Annotated in this window: 23 protein-coding genes and 2 tRNA genes; 14 read left to right on the top strand and 11 right to left on the bottom strand. The window is 71.8% G+C overall.

Going from position 1 to position 22,571, the window contains the following annotated elements; genetic code table 11:
• Positions 1-2 precede the first annotated feature (2 nt).
• Entirely contained in the window at positions 3-1,010 is a 1,008-nt protein-coding gene (locus tag ACWD04_RS04770; protein ID WP_451128111.1) for an SEC-C domain-containing protein, read from the bottom strand.
• A 386-nt stretch (positions 1,011-1,396) separates the two neighbouring features.
• Between ACWD04_RS04770 and ACWD04_RS04765 the strand changes: the two genes are divergently transcribed.
• The 4 genes from ACWD04_RS04765 to ACWD04_RS04750 all read left to right on the top strand — a co-directional run bounded on the left by ACWD04_RS04765 (position 1,397) and on the right by ACWD04_RS04750 (position 4,192).
• Positions 1,397-1,969, top strand: a complete 573-nt coding sequence (locus tag ACWD04_RS04765; protein ID WP_451128109.1) for a winged helix-turn-helix transcriptional regulator — start codon at positions 1,397-1,399, stop codon at positions 1,967-1,969.
• A gap of 44 nt (positions 1,970-2,013) precedes the next feature.
• Entirely contained in the window at positions 2,014-2,346 is a 333-nt protein-coding gene (locus tag ACWD04_RS04760) for a DUF6412 domain-containing protein (RefSeq protein ID WP_451128107.1), read from the top strand.
• A gap of 90 nt (positions 2,347-2,436) precedes the next feature.
• Positions 2,437-3,207: a YidC/Oxa1 family membrane protein insertase gene (locus ACWD04_RS04755; protein WP_451128105.1), complete on the top strand. Its 771-nt coding sequence runs from the start codon at positions 2,437-2,439 to the stop codon at positions 3,205-3,207.
• 124 nt (positions 3,208-3,331) lie between these two features.
• A complete protein-coding gene (locus ACWD04_RS04750) occupies positions 3,332-4,192 on the top strand; it encodes a fumarylacetoacetate hydrolase family protein (protein WP_451128103.1) in 861 nt (286 codons plus the stop codon).
• A 46-nt stretch (positions 4,193-4,238) separates the two neighbouring features.
• Here ACWD04_RS04750 and ACWD04_RS04745 read toward each other — a convergent pair whose 3' ends face one another.
• Together ACWD04_RS04745 and ACWD04_RS04740 are read right to left on the bottom strand one after the other, a co-directional pair.
• Positions 4,239-4,718 (bottom strand): heme-degrading domain-containing protein, encoded by a 480-nt coding sequence (locus ACWD04_RS04745; protein WP_451128101.1) that lies wholly within the window; start codon positions 4,716-4,718, stop codon positions 4,239-4,241.
• A complete protein-coding gene (locus ACWD04_RS04740; RefSeq protein WP_451128099.1) occupies positions 4,715-5,821 on the bottom strand; it encodes a Gfo/Idh/MocA family oxidoreductase in 1,107 nt (368 codons plus the stop codon). Before ACWD04_RS04740 ends, ACWD04_RS04745 begins: the two co-directional genes overlap by 4 nt.
• A gap of 56 nt (positions 5,822-5,877) precedes the next feature.
• Between ACWD04_RS04740 and ACWD04_RS04735 the strand changes: the two genes are divergently transcribed.
• The 5 genes from ACWD04_RS04735 to ACWD04_RS04715 all read left to right on the top strand — a co-directional run bounded on the left by ACWD04_RS04735 (position 5,878) and on the right by ACWD04_RS04715 (position 10,395).
• Entirely contained in the window at positions 5,878-7,023 is a 1,146-nt protein-coding gene (locus ACWD04_RS04735) for an ROK family transcriptional regulator (protein ID WP_451128097.1), read from the top strand.
• 138 nt (positions 7,024-7,161) lie between these two features.
• Positions 7,162-8,043, top strand: coding sequence for a hypothetical protein (locus ACWD04_RS04730; RefSeq protein ID WP_451128095.1), 882 nt, complete (start codon positions 7,162-7,164; stop codon positions 8,041-8,043).
• A gap of 236 nt (positions 8,044-8,279) precedes the next feature.
• Complete coding sequence (locus tag ACWD04_RS04725) at positions 8,280-9,074, top strand: HAD-IIA family hydrolase (RefSeq protein WP_451128093.1); 795 nt, start codon at positions 8,280-8,282, stop codon at positions 9,072-9,074.
• Between the two features lie 66 nt (positions 9,075-9,140).
• On the top strand, positions 9,141-9,701 hold the full coding sequence (locus tag ACWD04_RS04720; RefSeq protein ID WP_451128091.1) for a hypothetical protein: 561 nt from the start codon (positions 9,141-9,143) through the stop codon (positions 9,699-9,701).
• A 1-nt stretch (position 9,702) separates the two neighbouring features.
• Complete coding sequence (locus ACWD04_RS04715; RefSeq protein ID WP_451128089.1) at positions 9,703-10,395, top strand: class F sortase; 693 nt, start codon at positions 9,703-9,705, stop codon at positions 10,393-10,395.
• Positions 10,396-10,796: 401 nt separating this feature from the next.
• Here the strand turns inward: ACWD04_RS04715 and ACWD04_RS04710 are convergent.
• Positions 10,797-10,870: transfer RNA gene (locus ACWD04_RS04710), tRNA-Lys, on the bottom strand.
• A gap of 169 nt (positions 10,871-11,039) precedes the next feature.
• On the opposite strand from ACWD04_RS04710, the gene ACWD04_RS04705 reads away from it, so the two are divergent.
• The 3 genes from ACWD04_RS04705 to ACWD04_RS04695 all read left to right on the top strand — a co-directional run bounded on the left by ACWD04_RS04705 (position 11,040) and on the right by ACWD04_RS04695 (position 14,940).
• Positions 11,040-12,326 carry a peptidoglycan-binding protein gene (locus ACWD04_RS04705; RefSeq protein WP_451128087.1) on the top strand — a complete coding sequence of 429 codons (1,287 nt, stop codon included), beginning with the start codon at positions 11,040-11,042 and terminating at the stop codon, positions 12,324-12,326.
• Positions 12,327-12,363: 37 nt separating this feature from the next.
• Positions 12,364-14,181: an SPFH domain-containing protein gene (locus ACWD04_RS04700; protein ID WP_451128085.1), complete on the top strand. Its 1,818-nt coding sequence runs from the start codon at positions 12,364-12,366 to the stop codon at positions 14,179-14,181.
• Between the two features lie 168 nt (positions 14,182-14,349).
• Positions 14,350-14,940, top strand: a complete 591-nt coding sequence (locus tag ACWD04_RS04695) for a lytic polysaccharide monooxygenase auxiliary activity family 9 protein (protein WP_451128083.1) — start codon at positions 14,350-14,352, stop codon at positions 14,938-14,940.
• A 78-nt stretch (positions 14,941-15,018) separates the two neighbouring features.
• Here the strand turns inward: ACWD04_RS04695 and ACWD04_RS04690 are convergent.
• The 7 genes from ACWD04_RS04690 to ACWD04_RS04660 all read right to left on the bottom strand — a co-directional run bounded on the left by ACWD04_RS04690 (position 15,019) and on the right by ACWD04_RS04660 (position 20,431).
• A tRNA-Lys gene (locus ACWD04_RS04690) sits at positions 15,019-15,092 on the bottom strand.
• A 113-nt stretch (positions 15,093-15,205) separates the two neighbouring features.
• The gene (locus tag ACWD04_RS04685) at positions 15,206-15,964 is read right to left on the bottom strand and encodes an IclR family transcriptional regulator (RefSeq protein WP_451128081.1); all 759 of its coding nucleotides are present in this window, start codon (positions 15,962-15,964) and stop codon (positions 15,206-15,208) included.
• A gap of 175 nt (positions 15,965-16,139) precedes the next feature.
• Positions 16,140-16,973 (bottom strand): ectoine/hydroxyectoine ABC transporter ATP-binding protein EhuA, encoded by an 834-nt coding sequence (gene ehuA, locus ACWD04_RS04680; protein ID WP_451128079.1) that lies wholly within the window; start codon positions 16,971-16,973, stop codon positions 16,140-16,142.
• Positions 16,963-17,604, bottom strand: coding sequence for an ectoine/hydroxyectoine ABC transporter permease subunit EhuD (gene ehuD, locus ACWD04_RS04675; protein WP_451128077.1), 642 nt, complete (start codon positions 17,602-17,604; stop codon positions 16,963-16,965). The genes ehuA and ehuD overlap by 11 nt, the downstream gene beginning before the upstream one ends.
• Positions 17,601-18,335, bottom strand: coding sequence for an ectoine/hydroxyectoine ABC transporter permease subunit EhuC (gene ehuC / locus ACWD04_RS04670; protein ID WP_451128075.1), 735 nt, complete (start codon positions 18,333-18,335; stop codon positions 17,601-17,603). The genes ehuD and ehuC overlap by 4 nt, the downstream gene beginning before the upstream one ends.
• Positions 18,336-18,354: 19 nt before the next feature.
• Positions 18,355-19,257: an ectoine/hydroxyectoine ABC transporter substrate-binding protein EhuB gene (gene ehuB, locus ACWD04_RS04665; protein ID WP_451128073.1), complete on the bottom strand. Its 903-nt coding sequence runs from the start codon at positions 19,255-19,257 to the stop codon at positions 18,355-18,357.
• A gap of 217 nt (positions 19,258-19,474) precedes the next feature.
• Complete coding sequence (locus ACWD04_RS04660) at positions 19,475-20,431, bottom strand: D-2-hydroxyacid dehydrogenase (protein ID WP_451128071.1); 957 nt, start codon at positions 20,429-20,431, stop codon at positions 19,475-19,477.
• A gap of 183 nt (positions 20,432-20,614) precedes the next feature.
• Here ACWD04_RS04660 and ACWD04_RS04655 point away from each other — a divergent pair, with 183 nt between their 5' ends.
• A complete protein-coding gene (locus ACWD04_RS04655) occupies positions 20,615-21,379 on the top strand; it encodes a maleate cis-trans isomerase family protein (protein ID WP_451128069.1) in 765 nt (254 codons plus the stop codon).
• A gap of 90 nt (positions 21,380-21,469) precedes the next feature.
• A complete protein-coding gene (locus tag ACWD04_RS04650) occupies positions 21,470-22,570 on the top strand; it encodes an LLM class flavin-dependent oxidoreductase (RefSeq protein WP_451128067.1) in 1,101 nt (366 codons plus the stop codon).
• Position 22,571: the final 1 nt, after the last annotated feature.

Genomic DNA, 22,571 nt, shown 5'->3' with positions numbered 1-22,571 from the left:
GTTCAGGCCGCGCCGTGGCAGTCGCGGTACGAACGTTCCGAGCCGCACCAGCACGCCGCGCTGCGCGCCGGGGGCCACGGGACGGCGCGGCCGCGGGCCGCCAGTGTGGTGGCGTACTGGGGGAGCAGGTCGGGGTCGGAAGGCGACGCGGCCTCCGACGCGGCGAAGGCCTCGTAGGAGGGGACCGTGGCCGTCACGATGCCGAGGTTCGGTGTACCCGTGGCATGCAGATCCCGCAACGCCGCCTCCAGGCGCGCCAGATGGTCCTCGTGTGAGACGTACTCCCTGGCCAGCTCCGGGTAGGCGGTGAGGAGCTCGCGCAGCTCGTCCTCCGGCCAGCGCAGCACCGCGACCGGGAACGGGCGGGACAACGCGCTGCGGTAGGTGCCCAGTTCGGCGCGGAGCCGGTTGATCTCCGCCTGCAGCTCGCCCGGGTCCGAGGAGCCGAGGGCCCACAGACGCTTCGGGTCGTGCAGCTCGTCGAGGGGGACGGCGGCCGTGTGCAGGGCGTCGGCCAGCTCGTCCCACGCGTCATGGGTGACGCCCCGCAGCCTGCGCACCCGGTGCCGCCCGATCAGCAGCGACTGGGTGGCGTACGGGACTTCCTCGCCCGGCGCGAGGAGCAGCTTCAGTGCGGCCGAGAAGAAGTCGTGGGCGTCCTCCAGCTCGTCGTGCGCTTCGAGCGTCTCCGCGGCGATCTCCCACGCTGCCGCGTCGAGCGGGCCGGCGGTGCGGATGCCGTCGATGATCGCGCGGGCCTCCGCCTCGTGGCCGTACTCCCACAGGTTGGACGCTTTGAGTGCTTTGACCAGGTACGGGCGCTCGATGGTGATGTCGGTGGAGCCGAGCAGTTCGTCGTAGAGGGTGCTCGCGCGGGCGCGCTCACCGGCGAGCTCCAGGTGGGCCGCGGCCTGGAGGAGCAGAGGTTCGTGGTCCTCGGGGTACTGCGCCGCGGTGCGCAGCAGGCGCTCGGCTTCGGTGATGTGGTCGGCAGGCGTGTCGGGGCGCATGGACCACACGGTACTGCGGGTCGGGGGGAAGGTGAGAGGGAGCGGACCGGAGTGCTCGTGAAGGCCGGAGGACGGCGGGGAGGACGCGCTGGCGCAAGGCCGGGGACGGCGGGGAGCCAGCCGTCCCGGCCGAGCGTCAGGGCCGTCAGCAGCGCGGTCATCGCCAGGACGAGCACGGCGGCGCCGGCCAGGTCGGGGCGGCCGGCGCGGGGGGAGCGGGATTCGGTGAGCGTACGGAAGGCGAAGGCTCCGGCGGCGAGGGCGGCGAGGGCGGCGAGGGCGGCGAGGGCGGCGAGGGCGACGAGGGCGACGAGGGCGACGAGGGCGACGAGGGCGAGAGGGCGAGAGGGCGAGAGGGCGACGAGGGCGGCGAGGCTCAGGGCGAGATGCGTCAGCCGCCAGTCGAGGGCACCGAGGGAGCCCGCGAGCAGCGGGCCGAGCGCGATTCCGGCGCTCACGAACGCTCCCCACACCCCCATCGCCTTGATCCGCGCAGGGCCGACGGGATACGCGCCGACCAGGAGCCCGAGGCTGGTGGCCAGGATCGCCGCACTCGCGGCGCCCTGGCCGGCCCGGGCGAGGGTGAAGCCGAGGGTGCCCGTGAGGCCGGGGTCCTGGCCAGGCAGCGCTACCAGGAGTCGCCCCCGCGCGACGAGTACGTCCTCACCGACAACGGCAAGGCCCTCTGGCCCACCCTGCGCTCCCTCGGCCTCTGGGGCCGCGAGCACATCGAGGGCACGGTCCCCATGCGGTACTTCTTCCACGCCATGTGCGACACCGAACTGGGGGTCTACGGGCAGTGCCAGGCCTGCGGCAACATCGGCGTGCGGCTCGAGGACGTCGAGATGCGGCCCGCCGCCGGCCTGGACACCGATGCCGACGACCCCGACGACCCCGTCAGCCGCGCGCTGGTCGCCCCCCGCCGGCTTCTTCAGCTGCTGGACACCGATCGTGTATAACGGCTGAAGGACACGTACGAGCGCGAAGCGAAGGGGGAGGGCCGATGAACGACGACATGAAGCGTGTACGCCGCGCGGTCGCGCGCCTCTTCCGCCCCGCGGCCTTCCTCGTCCTGTTCCTCACCGAGGTCCTGCTCGCCGAAGGCGGCAGCCTCTCCGCCGCCGTGGCCCTCGCCGCCACCGCGGCCGCCGGCTCGGCGCTCCTCGTCTGCTCCGTCATCAGCGCCCGCTGCGCCGCCCCCGTACCCCGTACGAGAGTGCGCACCGCCTTGCGCGACCGCGAGAAGCGCACCGCGTTCCTCCCCCAACGGGACCCCGACGCCCGGGGGCGCACCAGGCCCCGAGCACCCGGCTCCGCCCTCCTGACGGCCGCGTAGAGGGCGCACCTTTCCTTCCCGCCCTCCGCGCGGCTCGTCCTGCCGAGTTCCTCACTCCCCGGCACGACGAGACCCCCGGAGGGCTCACCCATGTCCGCATTCATGTCCGCCTTCGCGAGCCTGGTCGGCGCATTCGCCGACCTGCTCCAGCCCCTGTTCCAGCACGCGTCGACCGCCGCCGCGATCGTCCTCTTCACCGCCCTGGTGCGGCTCGCCGTACACCCCCTGTCACGGGCGGCGGCGCGCGGACAGAAGGCCCGCACCAAGCTCCAGCCGCAGATCGCCGAACTGCGCAAGAAGCACGCCAAGAACCCCGACCGGATGCAGAAGGCGCTCATGGAGCTCCACGCGAAGGAGAAGGTCTCGCCCCTCTCCGGCTGCCTGCCCAGCCTGCTCCAGATGCCCGCCTTCTTCCTGCTGTACCACCTCTTCTCCAGCCAGAAGATCGGCGGCGACCCCAACTCGCTGCTCGGCCACGACCTCTTCGGCGCCCTCCTCGGCGAACGCTGGCACAACGCGCTCGCCGACGGCGGCCCCTTCGGCGAGCAGGGGCTGGTCTACCTCGCGCTCTTCGTGATCGTCGTCGCCGTCGCCACCTTCAACTACGGCCGCACCAAGCGGCAGATGGCCGCGAACCCGATGACGCCGGCCACCGGCCCGGACGGCCGGCCCGTGCCCGGCATGGACGCGATGACGAAGGTCATGCCGCTGATGTCCTTCCTGACGCTCTTCTCCGTGGCGTTCGTGCCGCTCGCCGCCGCGCTGTACATCGTCACCAGCACCACCTGGACGGCCGTCGAGCGCGCCTACCTCTACCGGGAGACCCCGGCCACCGAACCAGCCGTAGCGCCCGCCGTATAGAGGCGACGGGTCCAGTGTGTGAACAGGGCCTTGCGGAGTGATCCGATGTCTTGGAGGATCGGCCAGGCCTTTCGCTGGCCGCGACCCATCGACGGGCTCGACTCGACCAAGGGGAGATGGACCGTTGAAGCTTCTTCGCGTGGGTACGGCTGGCTCGGAGCGCCCCGCACTGCTGGACCGTAACGGGATCTTGCGTGACCTTTCGGGCCTCGTCGCCGACATCGACGGTGAGCTCCTCGCCGACGCCTCGGCCCTGGCCCGGGTGCGGGAAGCGGCCCAGACGCCCGACGTCCTGCCCCCGCTCGACGCGGACGGCCTGCGGATCGGGCCTCCCCTCGGGAGGATCGGCAAGATCGTGTGCATCGGGCTGAACTACCACGACCACGCCGCCGAGACCGGGGCGGCGATCCCGGACGAGCCGATCCTGTTCTTCAAGGCCCCCGACACCGTCGTCGGCCCCGAGGACACGGTGCTGGTGCCGCGCGGCAGCCGGAAGACCGACTGGGAGGTCGAGCTCGCCGTCGTCATCGGCCGCACCGCCCGCTACCTCGACTCCGCCGAGGAGGGGCTCGGACACGTCGCCGGATACGCGACCTCGCACGACGTCTCCGAGCGGGAGTTCCAGATCGAGCGCGGCGGCACCTGGGACAAGGGCAAGAACTGCGAGACCTTCAACCCGCTGGGCCCCTGGCTCGTCACCGCGGACGAGGTGCCCGACCCGCAGGCGCTGCCGCTGAAGCTGTGGGTCAACGGGGAACTGAAGCAGGACGGCACGACCGCCGAGCAGATCTTCGCGGTCGGCGAGGTCGTGCGCTATCTGAGCCACTTCATGACGCTCTACCCGGGCGACGTCATCAACACCGGCACCCCGGCGGGCGTGGCCATGGGCCGGCCCGAGCCGAAGCCCTACCTCCGCGCGGGGGACGTGGTGGAGCTGGAGATCGAAGGGCTGGGACGCCAGCGCCAGGAGCTCGAGGACGCCTGAGGCGAACGCGGCACGGCCGCCGGGTGCCCCGGCGGCCGCACCGTCGTCAGGCCCGGGGAAGCGCCGTGAACTGCTCCAGCGCCTCCACCACCAGCGCGTGGTCCTCGGCCTGCGGCAGGCCCGAGACGGTGACCGAGCCGATCACGCCCGCGCCCTCCACGGCGATCGGGAACGAGCCGCCGTGCGCGGCATACGTGTCCAGGTCCAGCCGGGACGACTCCTCGAACGTGGTGCCCTTCGCCCGGAACCGCGTACCGACCAGGTAGGAGCTCTCCCCGTACCGCTCCACCACCTTCCGCTTACGGTCGATCCAGGCGTCGTTGTCCGCGCTCGAACCCGGCAGCGCGGCATGGAACAGCTGCTGGCCGCCCCGCCGGATGTCGATCGCGACCGGGGCGTGCCGCTCACGGGCCAGCGCGACCAGCAGGCGGCCCAGGGCGTACGCGTCGTCGTAGCCGAAACGCGGCAGTGTCAGACGCCGCTCCTGCGCGATCAGCTCGGAGATGGTCGGCGCGCCGGTGCTCATGCGTGCTGCTCCTCGTCGTGGTGGGGAAGAAGGGTCACGGACACACCCTCACGGGCCGAGCGCCGTGCCGCCTCCAGGACGTCCAGTGCGGCGGCGGCCTGCAGCGCCGTCACCGGGTTCTCGCCGTCGCCGCGCAGGGCGGAGGCGACGGCGGCGTAGTACGCGGGGTAGTCACCCGGGAGCGTGCGGACCGGGTCGCCGCCGCCGGTCAGCGGAGACTCGCCCGAACCGATCCGGCCCCACAGCTCCTCCGGCTCCTCGCCCCACGGCACACCGGCCGCCGGACGCGCACCCTCACGCAGGGCGGCCTCCTGCGGGTCCAGGCCGTACTTCACATAGCCCGCCTTCGAGCCGAGCACCCGCAAACGCGGGCCGAGCTGCGCCGTGGTGGCGCTCACGTACAGATGTGAGCGCACCCCGCCGACGTGGGTGATCGCGATGAAGGTGTCGTCGTCGGCCGCCGCACCAGGGCGGCGTACGTCGGACTCCGCGTACACCTGCACCGCGGGCCCGAAGAGTGTGAGCGCCTGGTCGACGACATGGCTGCCCAGGTCGTACAGCAGACCGCCGATCTCCTCCGGGTCACCCGACTCGCGCCAGCCGCCCTTCAGCTGAGGGCGCCACCGCTCGAAACGGGACTCGAAACGCTGCACCTCGCCGAGCTCGCCGCTCTCGATCAGACCGGCCAGCGTCAGGAAGTCGTTGTCCCAGCGGCGGTTCTGGAAGACCGAGAGCAGCAGCCCCCGCTCCGCCGCCAGGGCGGCCAGCTCACGGGCCTCGGCGGACGTGCCGGCGAGGGGCTTGTCCACGACCACCGGCAGCCCCGCGTCCAGCGCCGCCTTCGCGAGCGGGACATGGGTCTTGTTCGGCGAGGCGATCACGAGCAGGTCCAGTTCGCCCGCACGCGGCCACAGCTCGTCCGGCGAGGCCGCCAGGCGGACGCCGGGGAACTCGGCGCGGGCCTGCGCCTGACGCTCCTCGTTCGACGTGACGACCGTGTCGAGGACAAGGCCCTCGGTCGCGGAGACCAGCGGGGCGTGGAAAACGGAACCCGCCAGGCCGTAGCCGACGAGCCCGACGCGGAGAGGAGCGTTGGCAGTCATGCGATCCACTTAAGCAACGCTGTTGCCAAAGTGCAAGCGATGGAGACAATGGTGCGGTGAACAGGAGTAACAGCAGGAGTGGCGGGGCGAATCTGCCGGCCCTGCGCCACCACAACGCGTCGCTCGTCCTCGACCTGCTGCGCGTGGCCGGTGAGCAGGGCATCAGCCGGCTGGAGCTCGCCGAACGCACCGGACTCACCCCGCAGGCCGTCAGCAAGATCACCGCCAGACTCCGCACGGAGGGCCTCGCCGCCGAAGCCGGCCGGCTCGCCTCCACGGGCGGCAAGCCCCGCACCGTCCTGCGGCTGGTCCCGGACGCCGGATACGCCGTCGGGCTCCACCTGGACCGCGACGAGCTCACCGCCGTCCTGGCCGACCTCGCCGGCACCACGGTCGCGACCCGCACCTTCCCGCTCGACCTCGGAGCCCCGGCCACCGAGGTCCTCGCCACGGCCGCCCACGCGGTGCGGACGGTCCGGGCCGAGGGCCCCCAGGCCTCCCGGACCGCAGCCCGGCAGGTCTTCGGCGTGGGCGCCGCCCTGCCGGGCCCGCTGGACCACCGCGGTGGGGTGCTGCACCGCGTCACCGGCTTCCCCCAGTGGGACGGCTACCCGCTGCGCGACGCCCTGGCCGAACACACCGGGCTGCCCGTCGTCGTCGACAAGGACACCAACGCCGCCGCCCTCGGCCTCGCGCTGCGTGAACGCGCCGGGGCCGACTTCGCCTATCTCCATCTGGGCACCGGCCTCGGCGCCGGGCTCGTCCTCGACGGCGCATTGCACCGCGGAGCCCGGACCGGCGCCGGGGAGTTCGGCCACCAGACCCTCCAGCTGGACGGGCCCCCGTGCGACTGCGGCGGGCGCGGCTGCATCGAGGCGCTCTGCCTCACCGCTGCCGCCCGCGGCGACGTCGCCGAGGCGGCCAGGGTCCTCGGGGCGGGGGCCGCCAACCTCGTCGGGCTGCTCGACATCGACCGGGTCATCCTCGGCGGCCGTACCGTCGCCGCCCACGAGGACGCCTATGTGAGCGGGGTCCGCGCCGTCATCGAGGAGCGCGCCCGGCGGGAGGGCACCACCACCGCCGTACCCGTCACCGTGGCGGGCGGCGGCGACCGCCCCGTCGCCGAGGGGGCTGCCCAGCTCGTCCTCGCCCCGCTCTTCGGACGGGCGGGTGAGGCCGAGGAGCGGGGCGAGCAGAGCTGATCGGGCGGATTCCGGCGCCCGAACGGGCGGTGTCCACCGCTCGGCGGTAGCCGTCCCCGTGCGCGCGTGGCAGCGTCGTCCGCGGCAGCCGGTGGCCTTCCGCGCCGGTCGTTCGCGAGTAGCGAAGGGTGTTCTCCGATGGGCCCCAACCCCCCCGTACGGCCGCGCGACGGCCGCGTCTTCTCCACCCTCGGGACGTTCGGGCTGGCGGCCGGATTCGCCGTACCGGCCGTCCTCCTCGCCGGCACCCAGGCAGCTGCCGCACCGGCGGCTCCCACCTCCGTCGTCGCCGACGACCGGCAGCCCGCCTGCGGTGAGCCGGACACCGAGCGCTTCCCGATCGGGACCCGGATCCACGGCGGCCCGGACACGTACGCCTCCGGCGGCGGTTACGGGACCTGGTACCTCGACCTCGTCAACACCACGTCCGAGCGGTGCGTGGCCATCCATCCGGTGCTGGTGCTCACCGACGAGGACCGCACACTCACCCCTTCCCGGATCCAGCTGGAGTTCTCCGAGCGGTCCGATCCGGACACCCGGCACCGGGTCACCTGGGAGACCACGGAACGGTCCGAACAGATCGGTGTCTTCGGTGGTGGCGAGGACGACGACTTCGCCGGCTTCACCGTGCCGGCGGGGGGTACCGTCACCGTCCGGATCCGGATGGCCTTCACCTCGGACACCGAGCCCGGACGGGTCACGGCCAACGCGGCCGTCGTGCAGCGGCTGGCGGCGGCGGAGGAGCGCGGCGACGACGGCGACTGGGTGGGGGAATCAGGGGACTACACCTTCGACATCGTCGAGGGGGACCTCGACGGCGGAACAGACCTGGAGCCCACCGGCCCCGGGACGGACGCCGACGAGGAGAGCGGTACGGGGACCGGAGACGACGTCTCCGAACTGGCCCGCACCGGGCAGGAGGACCAGGCTGCCGCAGCCGGACTCGTATCCGGTGTGCTGCTCGCCGGTGGTGTGGCCGCGCTGGCGGGGGCACGGAGGATCCGCCGCGTACGGGACTGACCGACCGGGCACCCCACGGACCGCCACGTCGAGTTCGTGTGTGCCTGCCACTCGCGCGAGACCGTGCGGCAGCTGACCGATGCAGGCGACCGGCCGGTGAAGATCAGCCGGCCGCGTCCGGCTGGTTCCGCCGACCTGGGAGGGCAGCCTAAAATCGGGGCGTCGGCGCTGCACAACGCGGTGCCGCCGGCGTCCAGCACCTCGAGTGCACAGCGCGAACGGCAGGAGCCCGTCAGATGGCAGAGCGCAAGCCGATCGAATCCTGGCTGACCGACATGGACGGCGTCCTCATCCACGAAGGCACGCCGATCCCTGGGGCCGACGCCTTCATCAAGCGGCTGCGGGATTCCGGACTGCCGTTCCTGGTCCTGACCAACAACTCCATCTACACCGCCCGTGACCTGCACGCGCGCCTCAAGCGCATGGGTCTGGACGTGCCTGTGGAGAACATCTGGACCTCCGCCCTGGCCACCGCCCAGTTCCTGGACGACCAGCGGCCGCGCGGCACGGCGTACGTCATCGGCGAGGCCGGTCTCACCACCGCGCTCCACGACATCGGCTACGTCCTCACCGACCACGAGCCCGATTACGTCGTGCTGGGCGAGACCCGGACCTACAGCTTCGAGGCGCTCACCAAGGCGATCCGGCTGATCAACGGCGGCGCCCGCTTCATCTGCACCAACCCGGACGAGACGGGCCCGTCCGCCGAAGGTCCGCTGCCCGCGACCGGTTCGGTCGCCGCGCTGATCACCAAGGCCACCGGAAAGGCGCCGTACTTCGCGGGCAAGCCCAACCCGCTGATGATGAGGACCGGGCTCAACGCCATCGGCGCCCACTCCGAGACCTCCGCCATGATCGGCGACCGGATGGACACCGATGTGCTCGCCGGTCTGGAAGCGGGAATGCAGACCTTCCTGGTCCTCACCGGCCTGACCACGGAGGCCGACATGGACCGTTACCCCTTCCGGCCCTCCACGGTCGTCGACTCGATCGCGGACCTCGTCGACCTGGTCGACCTGCCCGTGCAGTAACCCGACCGGTCTGCAGCGGATGCGGGATGCCGCCCCCTGCGTGAACCTTCCCTCAGGAGGTTTACGATGCGTTCACTGCCCCTCACGTTCTGTGCCGTGGTGCTGGCCGGGACGGCAGTCCTTCCCGCGTCCGCCGCGCCGGCCGGTTCCACAGCCGATGACCCCGGGGACGGGAAGCGTTCGGGAACGGTCTCCGTCAGCCCGTCCCGGGTCTCCCCCGGAGGGGAGGTGGAGCTTCGGGTCGACGTCTGCGGCAAGGGCATATCCGCCCGCGGCAACTCCGAGGCCCTCGCTTCCGAAGCGCGCTTCGAGCCGGCCGAAGGCAAGGGCCTCGTCGCCGAGGCCCGGATCCGTTCCGACGCCGCACCCGACGACTACGAGATCTGGGTGACCTGCAAGGACGGCCATGGCAAGGCCACCGGCACGGTCACCGTCGTCCACCACGGCCGCCCCTCGCCCGTCGCCCCCGTGCGGGCCGGCGGCGGAGGCACCGCAGTGCTCGCCGAGAAGGCCGCGGCCGATGAGGGCCCCGGCACCCGGCACGCGGTGATCGGCCTCGGACTGGGCGCCGTCGCGGCCGTCGCCGTCGTGTTCCGCGGCGCGCGCCGCCGCCCGGCGCAGCACTGACATGTCCGCCCCGGACCGCCCCGCCGGAACCGGACGCCTCCTGACCGGTGTCGCCTGGGCCGTACTCCTGCTGGGACTGTGGCTGTGGGGCCGTGCGGCCACCGCCGGCAACTCGGCCCCGACGACTGGTGACGTCGCGGCGGTCGGGCGCCCCCTGGGCATTCCGCTGCCGCCCGCTCACGACCCGCTCGACGGCGCCGTGCCGCAGCGGGTCGAGATCCCCTCCATCGGCGTCGAGGCGACCGTCGTGCGGCGCGGGCTCGACGACGAAGGGGCGATCGAACCCCCGCCGTTCGGGACACCGGGCGCCGTCGGCTGGTACGCCGAGGGCGTCGAGCCCGGTACGGAGGGCGCCGCGCTCTTCGTCGGCCACGTCGACACCGAGACGAAGCCCGCCGTGTTCTACGGGCTCAGCGCCGCGAGGCCGGGCGAGAAGGTCCGGGTGAGCCGGTCCGACGGGAAGGTCGCCGAGTTCACCGTCGACGACGTCCAGGTCTTCACCCGGGAACGCTTCGACGCGCAGAAGGCGTACGGGCCGCGCGAGGACGGGCGGGCCGAGCTCCGGCTGATCACCTGCGGCGGTACGTACGACCACAGGACCCATGCGTACACGGCCAACGTCGTCGTCTCCGCGTACCTGACGGCGGAGAAGAGCGCCCGTGACGTGAGCGCGGACGGCGGGAGCCGCGGCTGAGCACGCACCGTCGTGGATACCTGGCCCGGCCGGTGACCCGCCCCCTGGGGGCGGCCGGCCGGGCCGGTCCTCCGTCGCTGGTGCCCGGGCTGCGGGAGAAGCCCGGGCACGGCACGGGAGGCCGGGGGCGTACCGCAGGACACTGTAGGGCGGGCGGCCGGTCCGGCAGGGCATTTCTGACAGGCTGTCCGAATACGGTAGGCGTACGAGGCCGGTGCCGTCGTCCCGGCCGTCCGACCGGCCGGCGGAGGGCCCTGCCCGGCACGGCCCCCGGGTCGGCCGCGACGCCGGAGGAAGAGGATGGTCCTTTGTCCGTCGGTGGTTGCCGAAGGTGTCCGCCGTGCGCGGACACAGAAAAGTCGAGGTCCCTTCGCTCTGGGCGAAGGGACCTCGACTGTGCGTGCGCCGTCAGGGACTCGAACCCCGGACCCGCTGATTAAGAGTCAGCTGCTCTAACCAACTGAGCTAACGGCGCCTGCTGACCTGGAGAACTTTACCCGATGTGTGGGCGTGCTCCTGACCAATTCTCTCCGGCACGGCCTGTCGGATGGTCGTTTTTTTACCTTTGGTCCGTCACCATGAGATATGCCGGGAAAGTTGAGGTATGGAAGATCTGGACGACTGTCGAAGGGACGAGGAATCGCATGACTGTGCCGGTCTTCGAGGAGTACGAACCCGCTGCCGACTGTGGCTGTCCGGGCTGCGCCCGACGGCGTCGCACGGCAGCCGCACCGCCCGTCCGCCGCGGCGGGCACCCGGCGGCGCACGGTGCCCGGCGGGCGCTGGTGCTGGTCACCGCGGCGGGGGTGGTCCTGTCCTGCGGGGCGGGCCAGGCCGCCGCCACCGCCGCCGGGCGCGACGTCCGTGCCGGCGCGGTGGCCGATCCCCAGCCGGGCACCCCCCAGGGCACGGTGGGGCCCCTGAACAGCGGCGGAACCTCGGGGTCGCCTGCCCCCACGGACACGGCGCCGCGCACGACGACCCGGGCCGAGATCATCGCCCGTGCCAAGAGGTGGGTGACGGCGAAGGTCCCGTACGACATGGCGGCGTACTGGTCGGACGGCTACCGGCAGGACTGCTCCGGCTTCGTGTCGATGGCCTGGAACCTCGGTACGAACGAGTGGACCGGCAGCCTCGCCGCCTTCGGCACGAAGATCGCCCGGGCCGACCTGCAGCCCGGTGACATCCTCCTCTTCCACAATGTGGCCGACCCCACGGTGGGTTCGCACGTCACGGTCTTCGGCGGCTGGACCGACCACACGCACAGTCACTACCTCGCGTACGAGCAGGCCAGCCCGAACGCGCGCGAGGCGACGACGCCGATGGCGTACTGGAACAACTCCTCGAAGTACGTGGCCTACCGATACAAGGGCGTCGTCAGCGGCGCGAGCGTGAGCGACTCGGCCATCGCGTTCCCCCCGGCCGGGGAGTTCGGCCCCGGTGCGGACAACGCGTACGTCACCCGGCTCGGGCAGCTGCTGATCGCCCAGGGCGGCAGACGTTTCTACGAGGAGGGCGCCGGCCCGCGCTGGAGCGACGCGGACGAGCGGGCGACGCAGGCGTTCCAGCTGGCGCAGGGGTGGAAGGGCAAGGAGGCGGACGGCATCCCCGGCCCGGACACCTGGAGCCTGCTGGTCGAGAGCACGGGGCGCATGATCCCCGCCGCCGGGTCCGACGGCGGCCCGAGCGGGACCGTGGCGTACCCGGGGAGGAGCTTCTTCCGGCCCGGACAGTCCAGCAGCCACGTCCAGCTGCTCGGCGCCCAGCTGGTGAGGAAGGGATACGGCGCGCATTACGTGACGGGCCCCGGCGCGCGCTGGACGGAGGCCGACCGCCGCAATGTCGAGGCGTTCCAGCGGGCCCAGGGCTGGAGAGGGAGCGCGGCCCACGGGTACCCGGGGCCGGAGACATGGCGACGGCTCTTCGCGTGACGGCTGAAGTGACGGAACGGACATGACGGAGGCGGGAATGCGATCCACCGAGAACGTGCGGGGCGAGTGGGACGAGCTGGGCGAGCGGGACACGCGGGTGGTCCTGCCCGGGCCCGGTGTGGGGGACGTGGGGGGAGAGGGACCGGTCGGGGTGCTGCCGGAACCGGAGCCGGAACCGGAGCCGGAACCGGAACTGATGGTGGAGACCGCTGGGGTCACCGTGGAGGTGGCAGCCCTGGAGGACGACGGCATCCCGGCGGATCTGGGGCCGGCCCTGGACGCGGTGGCCGGGGTGGGCCGGTTCGCCACGAGCGACGGCGGGGGCCCGGCGGAGCCGGCCCTCGGCCCTCGCCCGGACTCGGACCTGGTGCCGGAACCGGAACCGGAGCCGGAGCCCGCCTCGGAGGTGCTGGTCCCGGAGCCCGCCTCGGAGGTGCTGGTCCCGGAGCCCGGCCCGGAGGCGCTGGTCCTGGAGCCGGAGTGCGCCCCTGGCCAGGACGCGGGCCCGGAGCCCGTCGCGGTCCCGGAGCCGCTGGTCCTGGCCCCGGTATCCACCCTGCGGCCGGCCGCCGACGCGGTCCCGGCGGTGGAGCCCGCCCCGACGGGCCGGGGGAGCGGGCCGGAGGGCGGGCCGCCGGACCTCCGGAAACCCGTGTCCGACGGGGGCCCGCCGGACGTGGGCGAGGGGCGTACCCGGGCGACGCTCGCCGTCGGGACTGCGGAACCGGTCGCCCGGCAGGGTGCCGCGCGCAGGCAGCCCGTCGTCACCACCGAGACCACCGCGCCCATTCCCGTGCACCTGCTCTTCCGCGAAGACGACCACGACGGCGGGCCCACCGACGCGGGCGGCGCCGCTGCGGGGACCGGGGTCGTGCGGCGGCCCGCTGACCGCCGCCCGCCCGTGCCGCGCTCCCCCTGGGGGAAGCGGCCCACCCGGCCCGCCCCCCTCGCCGACCCCCGGCTCACCGAGCGGCCAGCACCCGTGCTGCCCGGCTGGTCCGCGCTGTTCACCGCGGCGGCGGGGGCGGTCGCCGCACTCGTCGTACTGGGGTGGCAGGGCGCGCTGCCCGCGGCCGTGACCGGCGGCCTCGGACTCGGCGCGCGTCCGTACTACGGCATCGGCACCGGGACCTGGGCGCTGCTGACGCTGCTGGTGGCCGTGGCGCTGTTCGCGCTCATCGGTCTCGGACGGGGCCGGGACGGACACGCCTCGGTGCTGACGCTCTTCGGTGACTACCGGGGCAGTGTCCGGCGTACCGGCCTCCTGTGGATCTCCCCGCTCCTGCGGCGCCGCCGGATCGACGTACGCCTGCGGCACTGGCGCAGTGAGCCGCTGCCCGCCGTGGACGCGAGCGGTACCGCTCTGCGGGCCGTGGTCCTCGTCGTCTGGCGGGTGCAGGACACCGCGCGGGCCATGCTCGGTGTCGCGGACCACGAGCGGTATCTGAGCGACCAGGTGGAGGCGGCGCTGGCCCGGGTGCTCTCGCAGCTGCCCGCCGACGCCTTTCACGAGGACACCCGCACCCTGCGCGACGCGGAGGCGGTGGGCGACGCGCTGACCCGGATGGTGAAGGCGGACTGCTTGCCCGTGGGCATCGAGGTGTACTCCGCGCAGCCGACGGGGATCGAGTACGCCCCCGAGGTCGCGGCGGCGATGCAGCGGTGCCGGGTAACCGCCATCGACGCGAAGCACCGGGACGGAGTGCTGACCTCCGTGGTCGACGCGGTGGACGACACGGTCAGCCGACTGACCGCGCGCGGCATCGTCGAGCTCGACGCCTACGAACACAAGGCCCTGGTCAGGGATTTGACGGTGGCCTTCTACACCGGTCGGAACGGCGGGGAAGGGGCCTGATCACTTCCGGTCGCACGGGATTGCGCGCTGAAACCCGATGCCCGTTGGCCTGGACATGTTCATGTCGCGTCAATAATCTGGACTTGGTCTAGACCGCACAAGCGATGCGCGCAGCACGGCACAGCTCAGCTCAGAACATCCCCCCACGTTCTCGAGGAGCGACACAGCATGCGGAAAAGGGCAAGCGCGGCCGTCATCGGCCTGGCGATAGCGGGCGTCTCCATGTTCGCGACCGGCAGTGCCAGCAGCCATGGCTACACGGATTCCCCCATCAGCCGACAGAAGCTCTGCGCCAACGGCACCGTCACCGGCTGCGGCAACATCCAGTGGGAACCGCAGAGCGTCGAGGGCCCCAAGGGCTTCCCGGCATCAGGACCGGCGGACGGCAAGATCTGTGCCGGCGGGAACAGCGGTTTCGCTCAGCTCGACGACCCGCGCGGTGGCAACTGGCCGGCCACCCAGGTCACGGCGGGGCAGGGCTACAGCTTCCGCTGGCAGTTCACCGCCCGGCACTCCACGAGCGACTTCCGCTACTACATCACCAAGAACGGCTGGGACTCCACCAAGCCTCTCACCAGGGCTGCCCTGGAATCGCAGCCCTTCATGACGGTGCCGTACGGGAACCAGCAGCCTCCGGCCACGCTCACGCACCAGGGCAGCATGCCCACCCAGAAGAGCGGGAAGCACGTCATCCTGGCCGTCTGGAACGTCGCGGACACGGGTAACGCGTTCTACGCGTGCTCCGACGTGAAGTTCTGACGCGCACAGCGCATGGCGGCACAGCACGACGCACAGTGGGCGGTCTCCTCGGAGGGAGACCGCCCACTGTGGTGTCTGTGCGCCGTCAGGGACTCGAACCCCGGACCCGCTGATTAAGAGTCAGCTGCTCTAACCAACTGAGCTAACGGCGCCTGCTGACTCGAAAATAATACCTGGTGCTCAGGGGTGCTGATGACACGTGCCCGCCGGACCGGCAGCGTCCACCCGTGGCGTGTGCCACGGCACCGAGCTCACGCGTCGCAGCTCAGAGGGCCAGCGACAGGAGAACCGGTGCCGCGCGCCGGTTCAGTGTGGCGGCCGCGGCCCGCAGTCGGTGCGCGTGCTCGATCGGCAGGGACAGCGCCAGGCACCCGGCCGACGAGCCCGCCGTCAGCGGAACGGCAGCGCACACCGTGCCCACGGCGTACTCCTGCAGGTCGAGCACCGGCACCGTCGCCGGCTGGCTGTCCAGCTTCGAGAACAGCACCTTCTCGCTCGTGATCGTCCGCGAGGTGAGCCGGGCGATCCGGTGCCGGGCCAGATGGTCGCGCCGGCCGTTCTGGTCCAGCTGGGTCAGGAGGCACTTGCCGATCGCGCTGGCGTGCGCCGCCGAACGGAAGTCCACCCACTCGTTGACGGCGGGCGTGCGGGGCCCGTCGGCCACCTGCGTCACCCGGATCTCCCCGTCGACATAGCGGCTGACGTAGACCGCCGCGCCGACCGAATCCCGCAGCTGCACCAGCGACGTCCTGAGCTTCGCCTGAACGGCCCGTCTGCGGGCGGCACCGGAGCCGAGCTCCACGAGCGAGGCGCCGACGATGTACGCGCCGTCCGCGACCTGCTCGACGTATCCCTCGTGGCGCAGCATCAGCAGCAGGGGTGTGAGGTGCCCGGTCGGCAGTCCCGTCTCGCGGGAGATCTGGACGTCGGTCACCCCGCTGCCGTGGGCGGACACGGATTCGAGCACACGCAGGGCGTAGCGCACCGAATGGAACGGCGTCTTCGGCTCGGGCTTCAACGCCACGGTTCCCCCTCAGGGCATCTGCCAGGTCGTGACTTCAAGCTCGCGACCCACGATAGTCGCCACGTGGCCGATATGGAGGGGCCGTCGACGAGTTGGCGGTGCGCCCCGGCTCCGCGAGCTGGGGCGCACCTGATCGGCATATGCCACAGTCACCAGCGTCGTGCCGAAGGCGAGGTCACAGCACCGCGTGGAGGAACTCGCGCGTACGTTCGTGTTCGGGGTCGGTGAATATTCTTTCCGGCGGACCGGACTCCACGACCCGCCCCGCGTCGAACATCAGGACCTTCTTCGATACGTCCCGGGCGAAGTTCATCTCGTGGGTCACACAGAGCATCGTGATGTCGGTGTTCCGCGCGATGTCGCTGAGGAGCTCCAGCACACCCGCCACGAGCTCCGGGTCCAGCGCCGACGTCACCTCGTCGAGCAGCAGGATCTCCGGCTGCATCGCCAGCGCGCGGGCGATGGCGACGCGCTGCTGCTGACCGCCGGAGAGCTGGGAGGGATGGGCGTCGACCTTGCCGGAGAGTCCGACCAGGTCGAGCAGCTCCCGCGCCCGTGCCTCCGCCTCGTCCCGGTCCGTGCCCAGGACGTTGACCGGTGCCTCGGTGATGTTCTGGAGGACCTTCATGTTCGGGAAGAGGTTGAACTGCTGGAAGACCATCCCGATCTTCTTCCGGGACCTGCGCAGCTCCTTCTCGCCCGCGGGCTTCAGTGAGCCGTCCGGCCTGCGCACGTGCGAGAGCGGTGAGCCGTCCACCCAGATCACGCCGTCGCTGACCTTCTCCAGCGTCATGAGCAGCCGCAGGATGGTGGTCTTCCCCGAGCCGCTCGGTCCGATCAGGGTGACGTGCTCGCCGCGCCGCACGGTGAAGTCGAGCTCGTCCAGAACCACATGGTCGCCGTACCGCTTGACGACCTTGTCGAAGCGGACCAGCGGCTCCACACCGGCCGTCCTGGTGGTGGGTACCGCGTCCGCGGGCTCCTTCAGGGGGGCAGAGTCAGTGGCCAAGGCGCTTCTCCAGCTTTCTCATCAGCAGCGACGTGGGGTAGCTCGCGACCAGGAAGACCAGGCCCGCGAGCGTGAACGCTTCGGTGTACGCGAAGTGGTCGGCTCCGTACTTCCGGGCCTCGAAGACCATTTCCTGCACGGTGATCACGGCGAGGAACGGGGTCTCCTTGAACATCGAGACGGCGTAGTTCCCGAGGGCGGGCAGCACGTTGCGCACCGCCTGCGGCAGGATCACCGCCTGCCAGGTCCGCCGGGGAGACATCGAGAGGGCCCGGCAGGCCTCCCACTGGCCCTTGGGCACGCCGTCGATCCCGGCCCGGTACACCTCGGAGGTGTACGTGGCGTAGTGGATGCCGAGCACCACGATGCCGATGGTCAGCGGCTCCACCGAGGTGAAGACGGCCGCCGCGCCGACCAGCTGGACCAGCAGCGGGGTGGAGCGGATGAACTCCATGACCGCCTTCACCGGCACCGTCACGAGGCGGGACGGTGCCCGCCCGGCCACGGCGATCGCGAGGCCGAGCAGCGCGGCCACGAGCGTGCCGAGCACGGTCGCGAGCAGCGTGACCCGGAATCCTTCGAGCAGCAGGGGAAGAGCTTCCCCGACGGCATCCCAGTCGAACGTGTTCACCGGGCACCTCCGGCCGTCGGGGCGGGCTCCGCGCTGCGCGTCTTCAGCAGGCTGCCCGTGCCGGTGTGCAGGCCGAGCCGCCGCTTGGCGGTCCGCTCCAGCAGGTTCATCAGCAGGGTCAGCGCGTAGGCGAGGACGAAGTAGACGGCCAGCAACGTCAGATAGGCGGTGAGGCTCTCACCCGTGCGGTCGCGGATCGTCTGGATCACGGTCATCAGGTCGGCCGCGGAGAGCAGCCACAGCAGCGGTGTGCACTTCAGCAGCTGTATCAGCAGGTTGGTGAAGGACGGGATCATCTGGACCCAGGCCTGCGGAAGGATCACCTTCCGCATCCGGTGGAAGGGCGTCATGTTCAGCGCCACCGCCGCCTCGTACTGGGCGCGCGGCACGGAGTTGATCGCGCCCCGCACGACCTCGGAGCCGTACGCCCCGTAGTTCAGGCCGAAGGCGACGACGCCGCAGAGAATCGGCGTCAGCTCGTAGCCCGTCAGCTGCGGCATCGCGTAGTACAGCCAGAACAGCTGGATGTAGAGCGAGGTGCCGCGGAAGAACTCCACGACGGTCCGGGAGGCCCCGCGGACCAGGAGCAGTCTGCTGCCCGCCGCCAGGCCGAGGGTGAACGACAGGAGCAGGGCGAGCAGGGAGCCCAGGACGGTGGCCTGGACCGTCACCCACAAACCGGATCTGACCTGGGGAAACTCATCGAGGAGTGTGGAGAAGAAGTCACTCATGCAGTGTGCTCCGCCCTCATCAGCCCTTGCACAGGTCGGCGGTCTTCAGCGTGGCCGGCGGGAGCTCCGTGGCGCCGAAGCCGTACTCCTGGAGCAGGCTCACATAGCGCGACTTGTCCGAGACGATCTTCTTGAGCTCGCGGTTGAAGGAGTCCCGCAGGTCCTCGTTGCCCTGGCGGAACACCGCGCCGCCCGGGGAGAACTGCTTCACGCCGTCCAGTTCGGGGACGAAGGCCTCGGTGACCTCGGTGTCCGGGTTGGTCTTGGCGAGCCAGCGCAGGGAGATGCCGGTGAGCAGGAACGCGTCGATCCGGCCGCCCTTCACGGCGTCCGCGCCGTCCTGCGGCTTCTGCAAGGTCTTGATCTTCGCCTCGGCGATGCCCGCCCCTTCGGCGTACGAGCCCTCGACCGCACCGGACATCACACCGATGGTGACCCCGGCCGCCTTCGCGGACGCGAGGTCCGTGAGCTTCTTCGGGTTGCCCTTCTTCACCATCAGGGCGGTGGGGGAGATGAACTCCGGCTCCGAGAAGAGGGCGTTGGCGCAGCGCTCCGGGGTGATGGCCATACCCGCGCTGACCACGTCGTACTTGCCGGCCTGCAGGCCGGGGACGAGGCCGTCCCACTCGGAGAGGGTGGGCCTCAGCTCGTCGACGCCGAGCGCCTTGAATATCTCCCGGTGCAGGGTGGGGGCTTCGCCCTTGAGCTCCTTGCCCTCCATGTAGCCGTACGGCGCCTCGTTGGCGTACGCGACCCGGACGAAGCCCTGCTTGCGGAGCTCGTCGAGAGCGCCCTCACCGTCCGCGGCGCCGGCGTCGGTCTTGCTGCACGCGGAGAGCAGTCCGGGGACGACGAGCAGACCTCCCACGGCTGCCGTTCGATTGAGGAAGCCCCGACGGGACAGGTGAGGGAAGTCAGCCATGGTTCGCAATCTCCTGGAGAAATCGGGGTGTCGAACAGTCCGGACAGGGTGAGCACCTGCCCGATCCCGGGCTCCTATGCAGCAAGCGCTGCCATGTAATCGAACGGTGGCCGGAGGGTGACCTTCCCGTGTCCCGTCGTGGGCAGAGGGCGACGGCAGGTGCGCGGGGCGTTCTCCCCGCGCCGTGTGCCCTCATGGGTGCCCGTCATGCCGGACATCAAGGGATGTCAGGAGAAGGTACGTAACCACGCTGCATGTCCACCACGTTGGGCAGCGGCTGTCCGGCTGCCCACTGCTCGTACATCGAGACGAACTGCTCGCCGAGCCGGTCCCGCCAGCCGGCCGTGTCCCCGCTCATGTGCGGGGAGACCAGCAGGCCGGGCACGTCCCACAGGGGGCTGGACGGACCCAGGGGCTCATCCTGGAACACATCGAGCGCCGCGCCCGCGACCCATTGCCTGCGCAGCGCGTCGACCAGGTCCTCCTCGACGGTCAGTGGACCGCGCCCCACGTTGATGAAGTGGGCGGAGGGCTGGAGCAGTCCGAAGAAGCGGGCGTCGAACATCCCGCGTGTCCCGTCCGTCAGCGGGGCCGCGGCGATCACCCAGTCCGCACCGGCCGCCAGCCGGCCCAGGTCCTCGATGCCGTGGATCGTGCGCCGCGCCGTACGCCCGACGAGCGCCACCTGGACGCCGAGGCCGTGCAGCAGCCGCATGATCTCCCGGCCGACGGGGCCCGCCCCGACGACCACGGCGCGGCTTCCGGCGAGTCCCCGGGTCTCCCGGTGGCGCCACCGGCGCTGCCGCTGGAGGTCCAGCGTGCGGGGGAGGTCCTTCGCGAAGGCGAGCACGAGCCCTGCGACGTACTCGGCGATCGGCAGCTCGAAGACGCCCCGGGCGTTGGTGACGACCGTGGGGGACGCGGCGAGCTCCGGGCAGAGGAGCCGGTCCACGCCGGCGCTCGCCGTGTGCACCCAACGGGGGCGCGGCCCGACGCCCGGCCAGGCCGCGCGGACGGCGTCGGAGGTGAAGTCCCAGACGAGCAGCACATCCGCGTCGGGCAACTGACCGGCCAGCGTCCGCTCGTCGGCGTACCTGACGACGGCCCGGCCGGTCAGCCGGCCCAGGCGCGGTGACGGGTCGGTGTCCAGGACGAGGATCAGGGGAGTGTCCATCAGGAATGACTACGCTCGCACCGGTGCGCACCCCCGTCAACAGGGCCTCCACCACGCGGGACAAACCGCTGGTCACACCTGCTGCGGGCGACGATATGGGGCCATAAGGGGAATACTTGTCCCAGGCAGGGGCAGCGGTGACAGGAGTGCCGGCAGGACATCCCGCCGTACGGAAGGACGGACATGACGACCGTAGGACTTCTCTACCCGGGCCACGCCGCGGAGGACGACTTCCCGCGCACCGAGGTCATGCTCGACAGCGACATCAGAGTGCCGCTCTTCCACACCGATATCGACGAGGAAGCCCGCAGGATCGAGAACCTCCGCGCCGCAGGCGCGCCGGACCGCCTGAACGCCGGTGTCGAGGAACTGCGGATGGCCGGCGCCGAAGCCCTGGTCTGGGCCTGCTCGGGCGGCAGCTTCGCCTACGGCTGGGGCGGGGCGCACACGCAGGCCGCGGAGCTGGCCAGGGCCGCCGGGCTCCCCGCGTCCAGCACCTCCATCGCCTTCGTCCACGCGGTACGCGAGCTGGGTGCCTCCCGGGTCGCGGTCGCCGCGACCTACTCCGAGGACATCGCCGCGCTCTTCGCCGGCTTCCTGGAGTCCGGCGGCGTCGAGGTGGCCGCCACCCGGGGCAGCGGCATCATCGCGGCGTCCGAGGCGGCCGCCGCGGACGTGGAGCGCCTGAAGGAGCTGGCCGTGGCCGGGGACCACCCCGACGCCGAGGTGGTGCTGGTGCCCGACAACGCCCTGCACACCACCGCGCACGTCCCCGAGCTGGAGGAACTCCTCGGAAAGCCGGTCCTCACGGCCAACCAGGTGGCGGTCTGGGAAGGCCTCCGGCTCGCCGACCGCCGCATCTGGGCCCCCGCCCTCGGCACGCTGTTCGCCACTCGCGAGCCCCCGCTGGGCGCCAGTGAGCCCCGGGGTATCGAGGTGCGCGAGTAGGGCCAGGGAGCAGCCGCGCGGGAATAAGCGGAGCCGTCCTCCTGTTCGAACTCTCCAGTACCCAGACGCACCACCGGAGAGGCCGAACACGTGGACGAGAACCGAGGCGACCAGATTCGCGGCACAGCGGGCGGGACGGCCTCCGTGCCCCTTTCCGTGCTCGACCTGGTGACCGTGGGCCAGGGTCGCACAGCGACCCAGGCCCTGCGCACCAGCGTGGACATCGCCAAACTGGCCGAGAGCCGGGGTTTCCACCGCTTCTGGGTCGCCGAACACCACTCCATGCCCGGCGTGGCCTCCTCGTCCCCCGCCGTGATCCTCGCGAACCTGGCCGCCCACACCGAGCGCATCCGGCTCGGCTCCGGCGGCGTGATGCTGCCCAACCACGCGCCCCTGGTGATCGCCGAGCAGTTCGGCACGCTGGAGGCGATGGCCCCCGGCCGCGTCGACCTCGGCCTCGGCCGGGCGCCCGGCACGGACGGCGCCACCGCGGCAGCCCTGCGCCGTACGGACCGGCTGAACGAGGGTGCCGACGACTTTCCGCAGCAGCTGTCCGAGCTGACCCGCTTCCTGGACGACGATTTCCCCGACGGGCACCCTTACGCCCGTATCCACGCCGTTCCCGGACCCGTGCAGGCCACGTCGCCCGGCGGCGTCCAGTCCGCCGCCCGTCCGCCCGTCTGGCTGCTGGGCTCCTCCGGCTTCAGCGCCCGGCTCGCAGGTGTGCTCGGCCTGCCCTTCGCCTTCGCCCACCACTTCTCGGCCCGCAACACCGTGCCGGCCCTGGACCTGTACCGGGAGTCCTTCCAGCCCTCCGCGGTGCTCGACGCCCCCTACGCCCTCATCGGCGTTGCGGCGCTGGCCGCCGACGACGAGCGCGAGGCCCGGCGCCAGGTGCTCACCGGCGCACTGTCCATGGTCCGGCTGCGCACCGGGCGCCCGGGCCTCGTGCCGAGCCCCGAGGAGGCGGAGGCCTACGACTTCAGCCCCATGGAGCGCGAATTCGTCGACGGCTGGCTGAAGGACATCGTCCACGGCACTGCGGACGAGGTCCGCAGCGGCCTGGACGACCTGGCCAAGCGCACCGGCGCGGACGAGCTGATGATCACGGCCAACGCGCACGGCGGCGAGGCCCGGCTGCGCTCGTACGAGCTCATCGCGGACGCGTACGGGCTGCCCCGGGCGAGCTGAC

Source organism: Streptomyces sp. NPDC002911 (assembly GCF_053591835.1).
The sequence above is the reverse complement of the archived record's forward strand: the minus strand, read 5'-3'. Positions and strand labels throughout refer to the sequence as shown.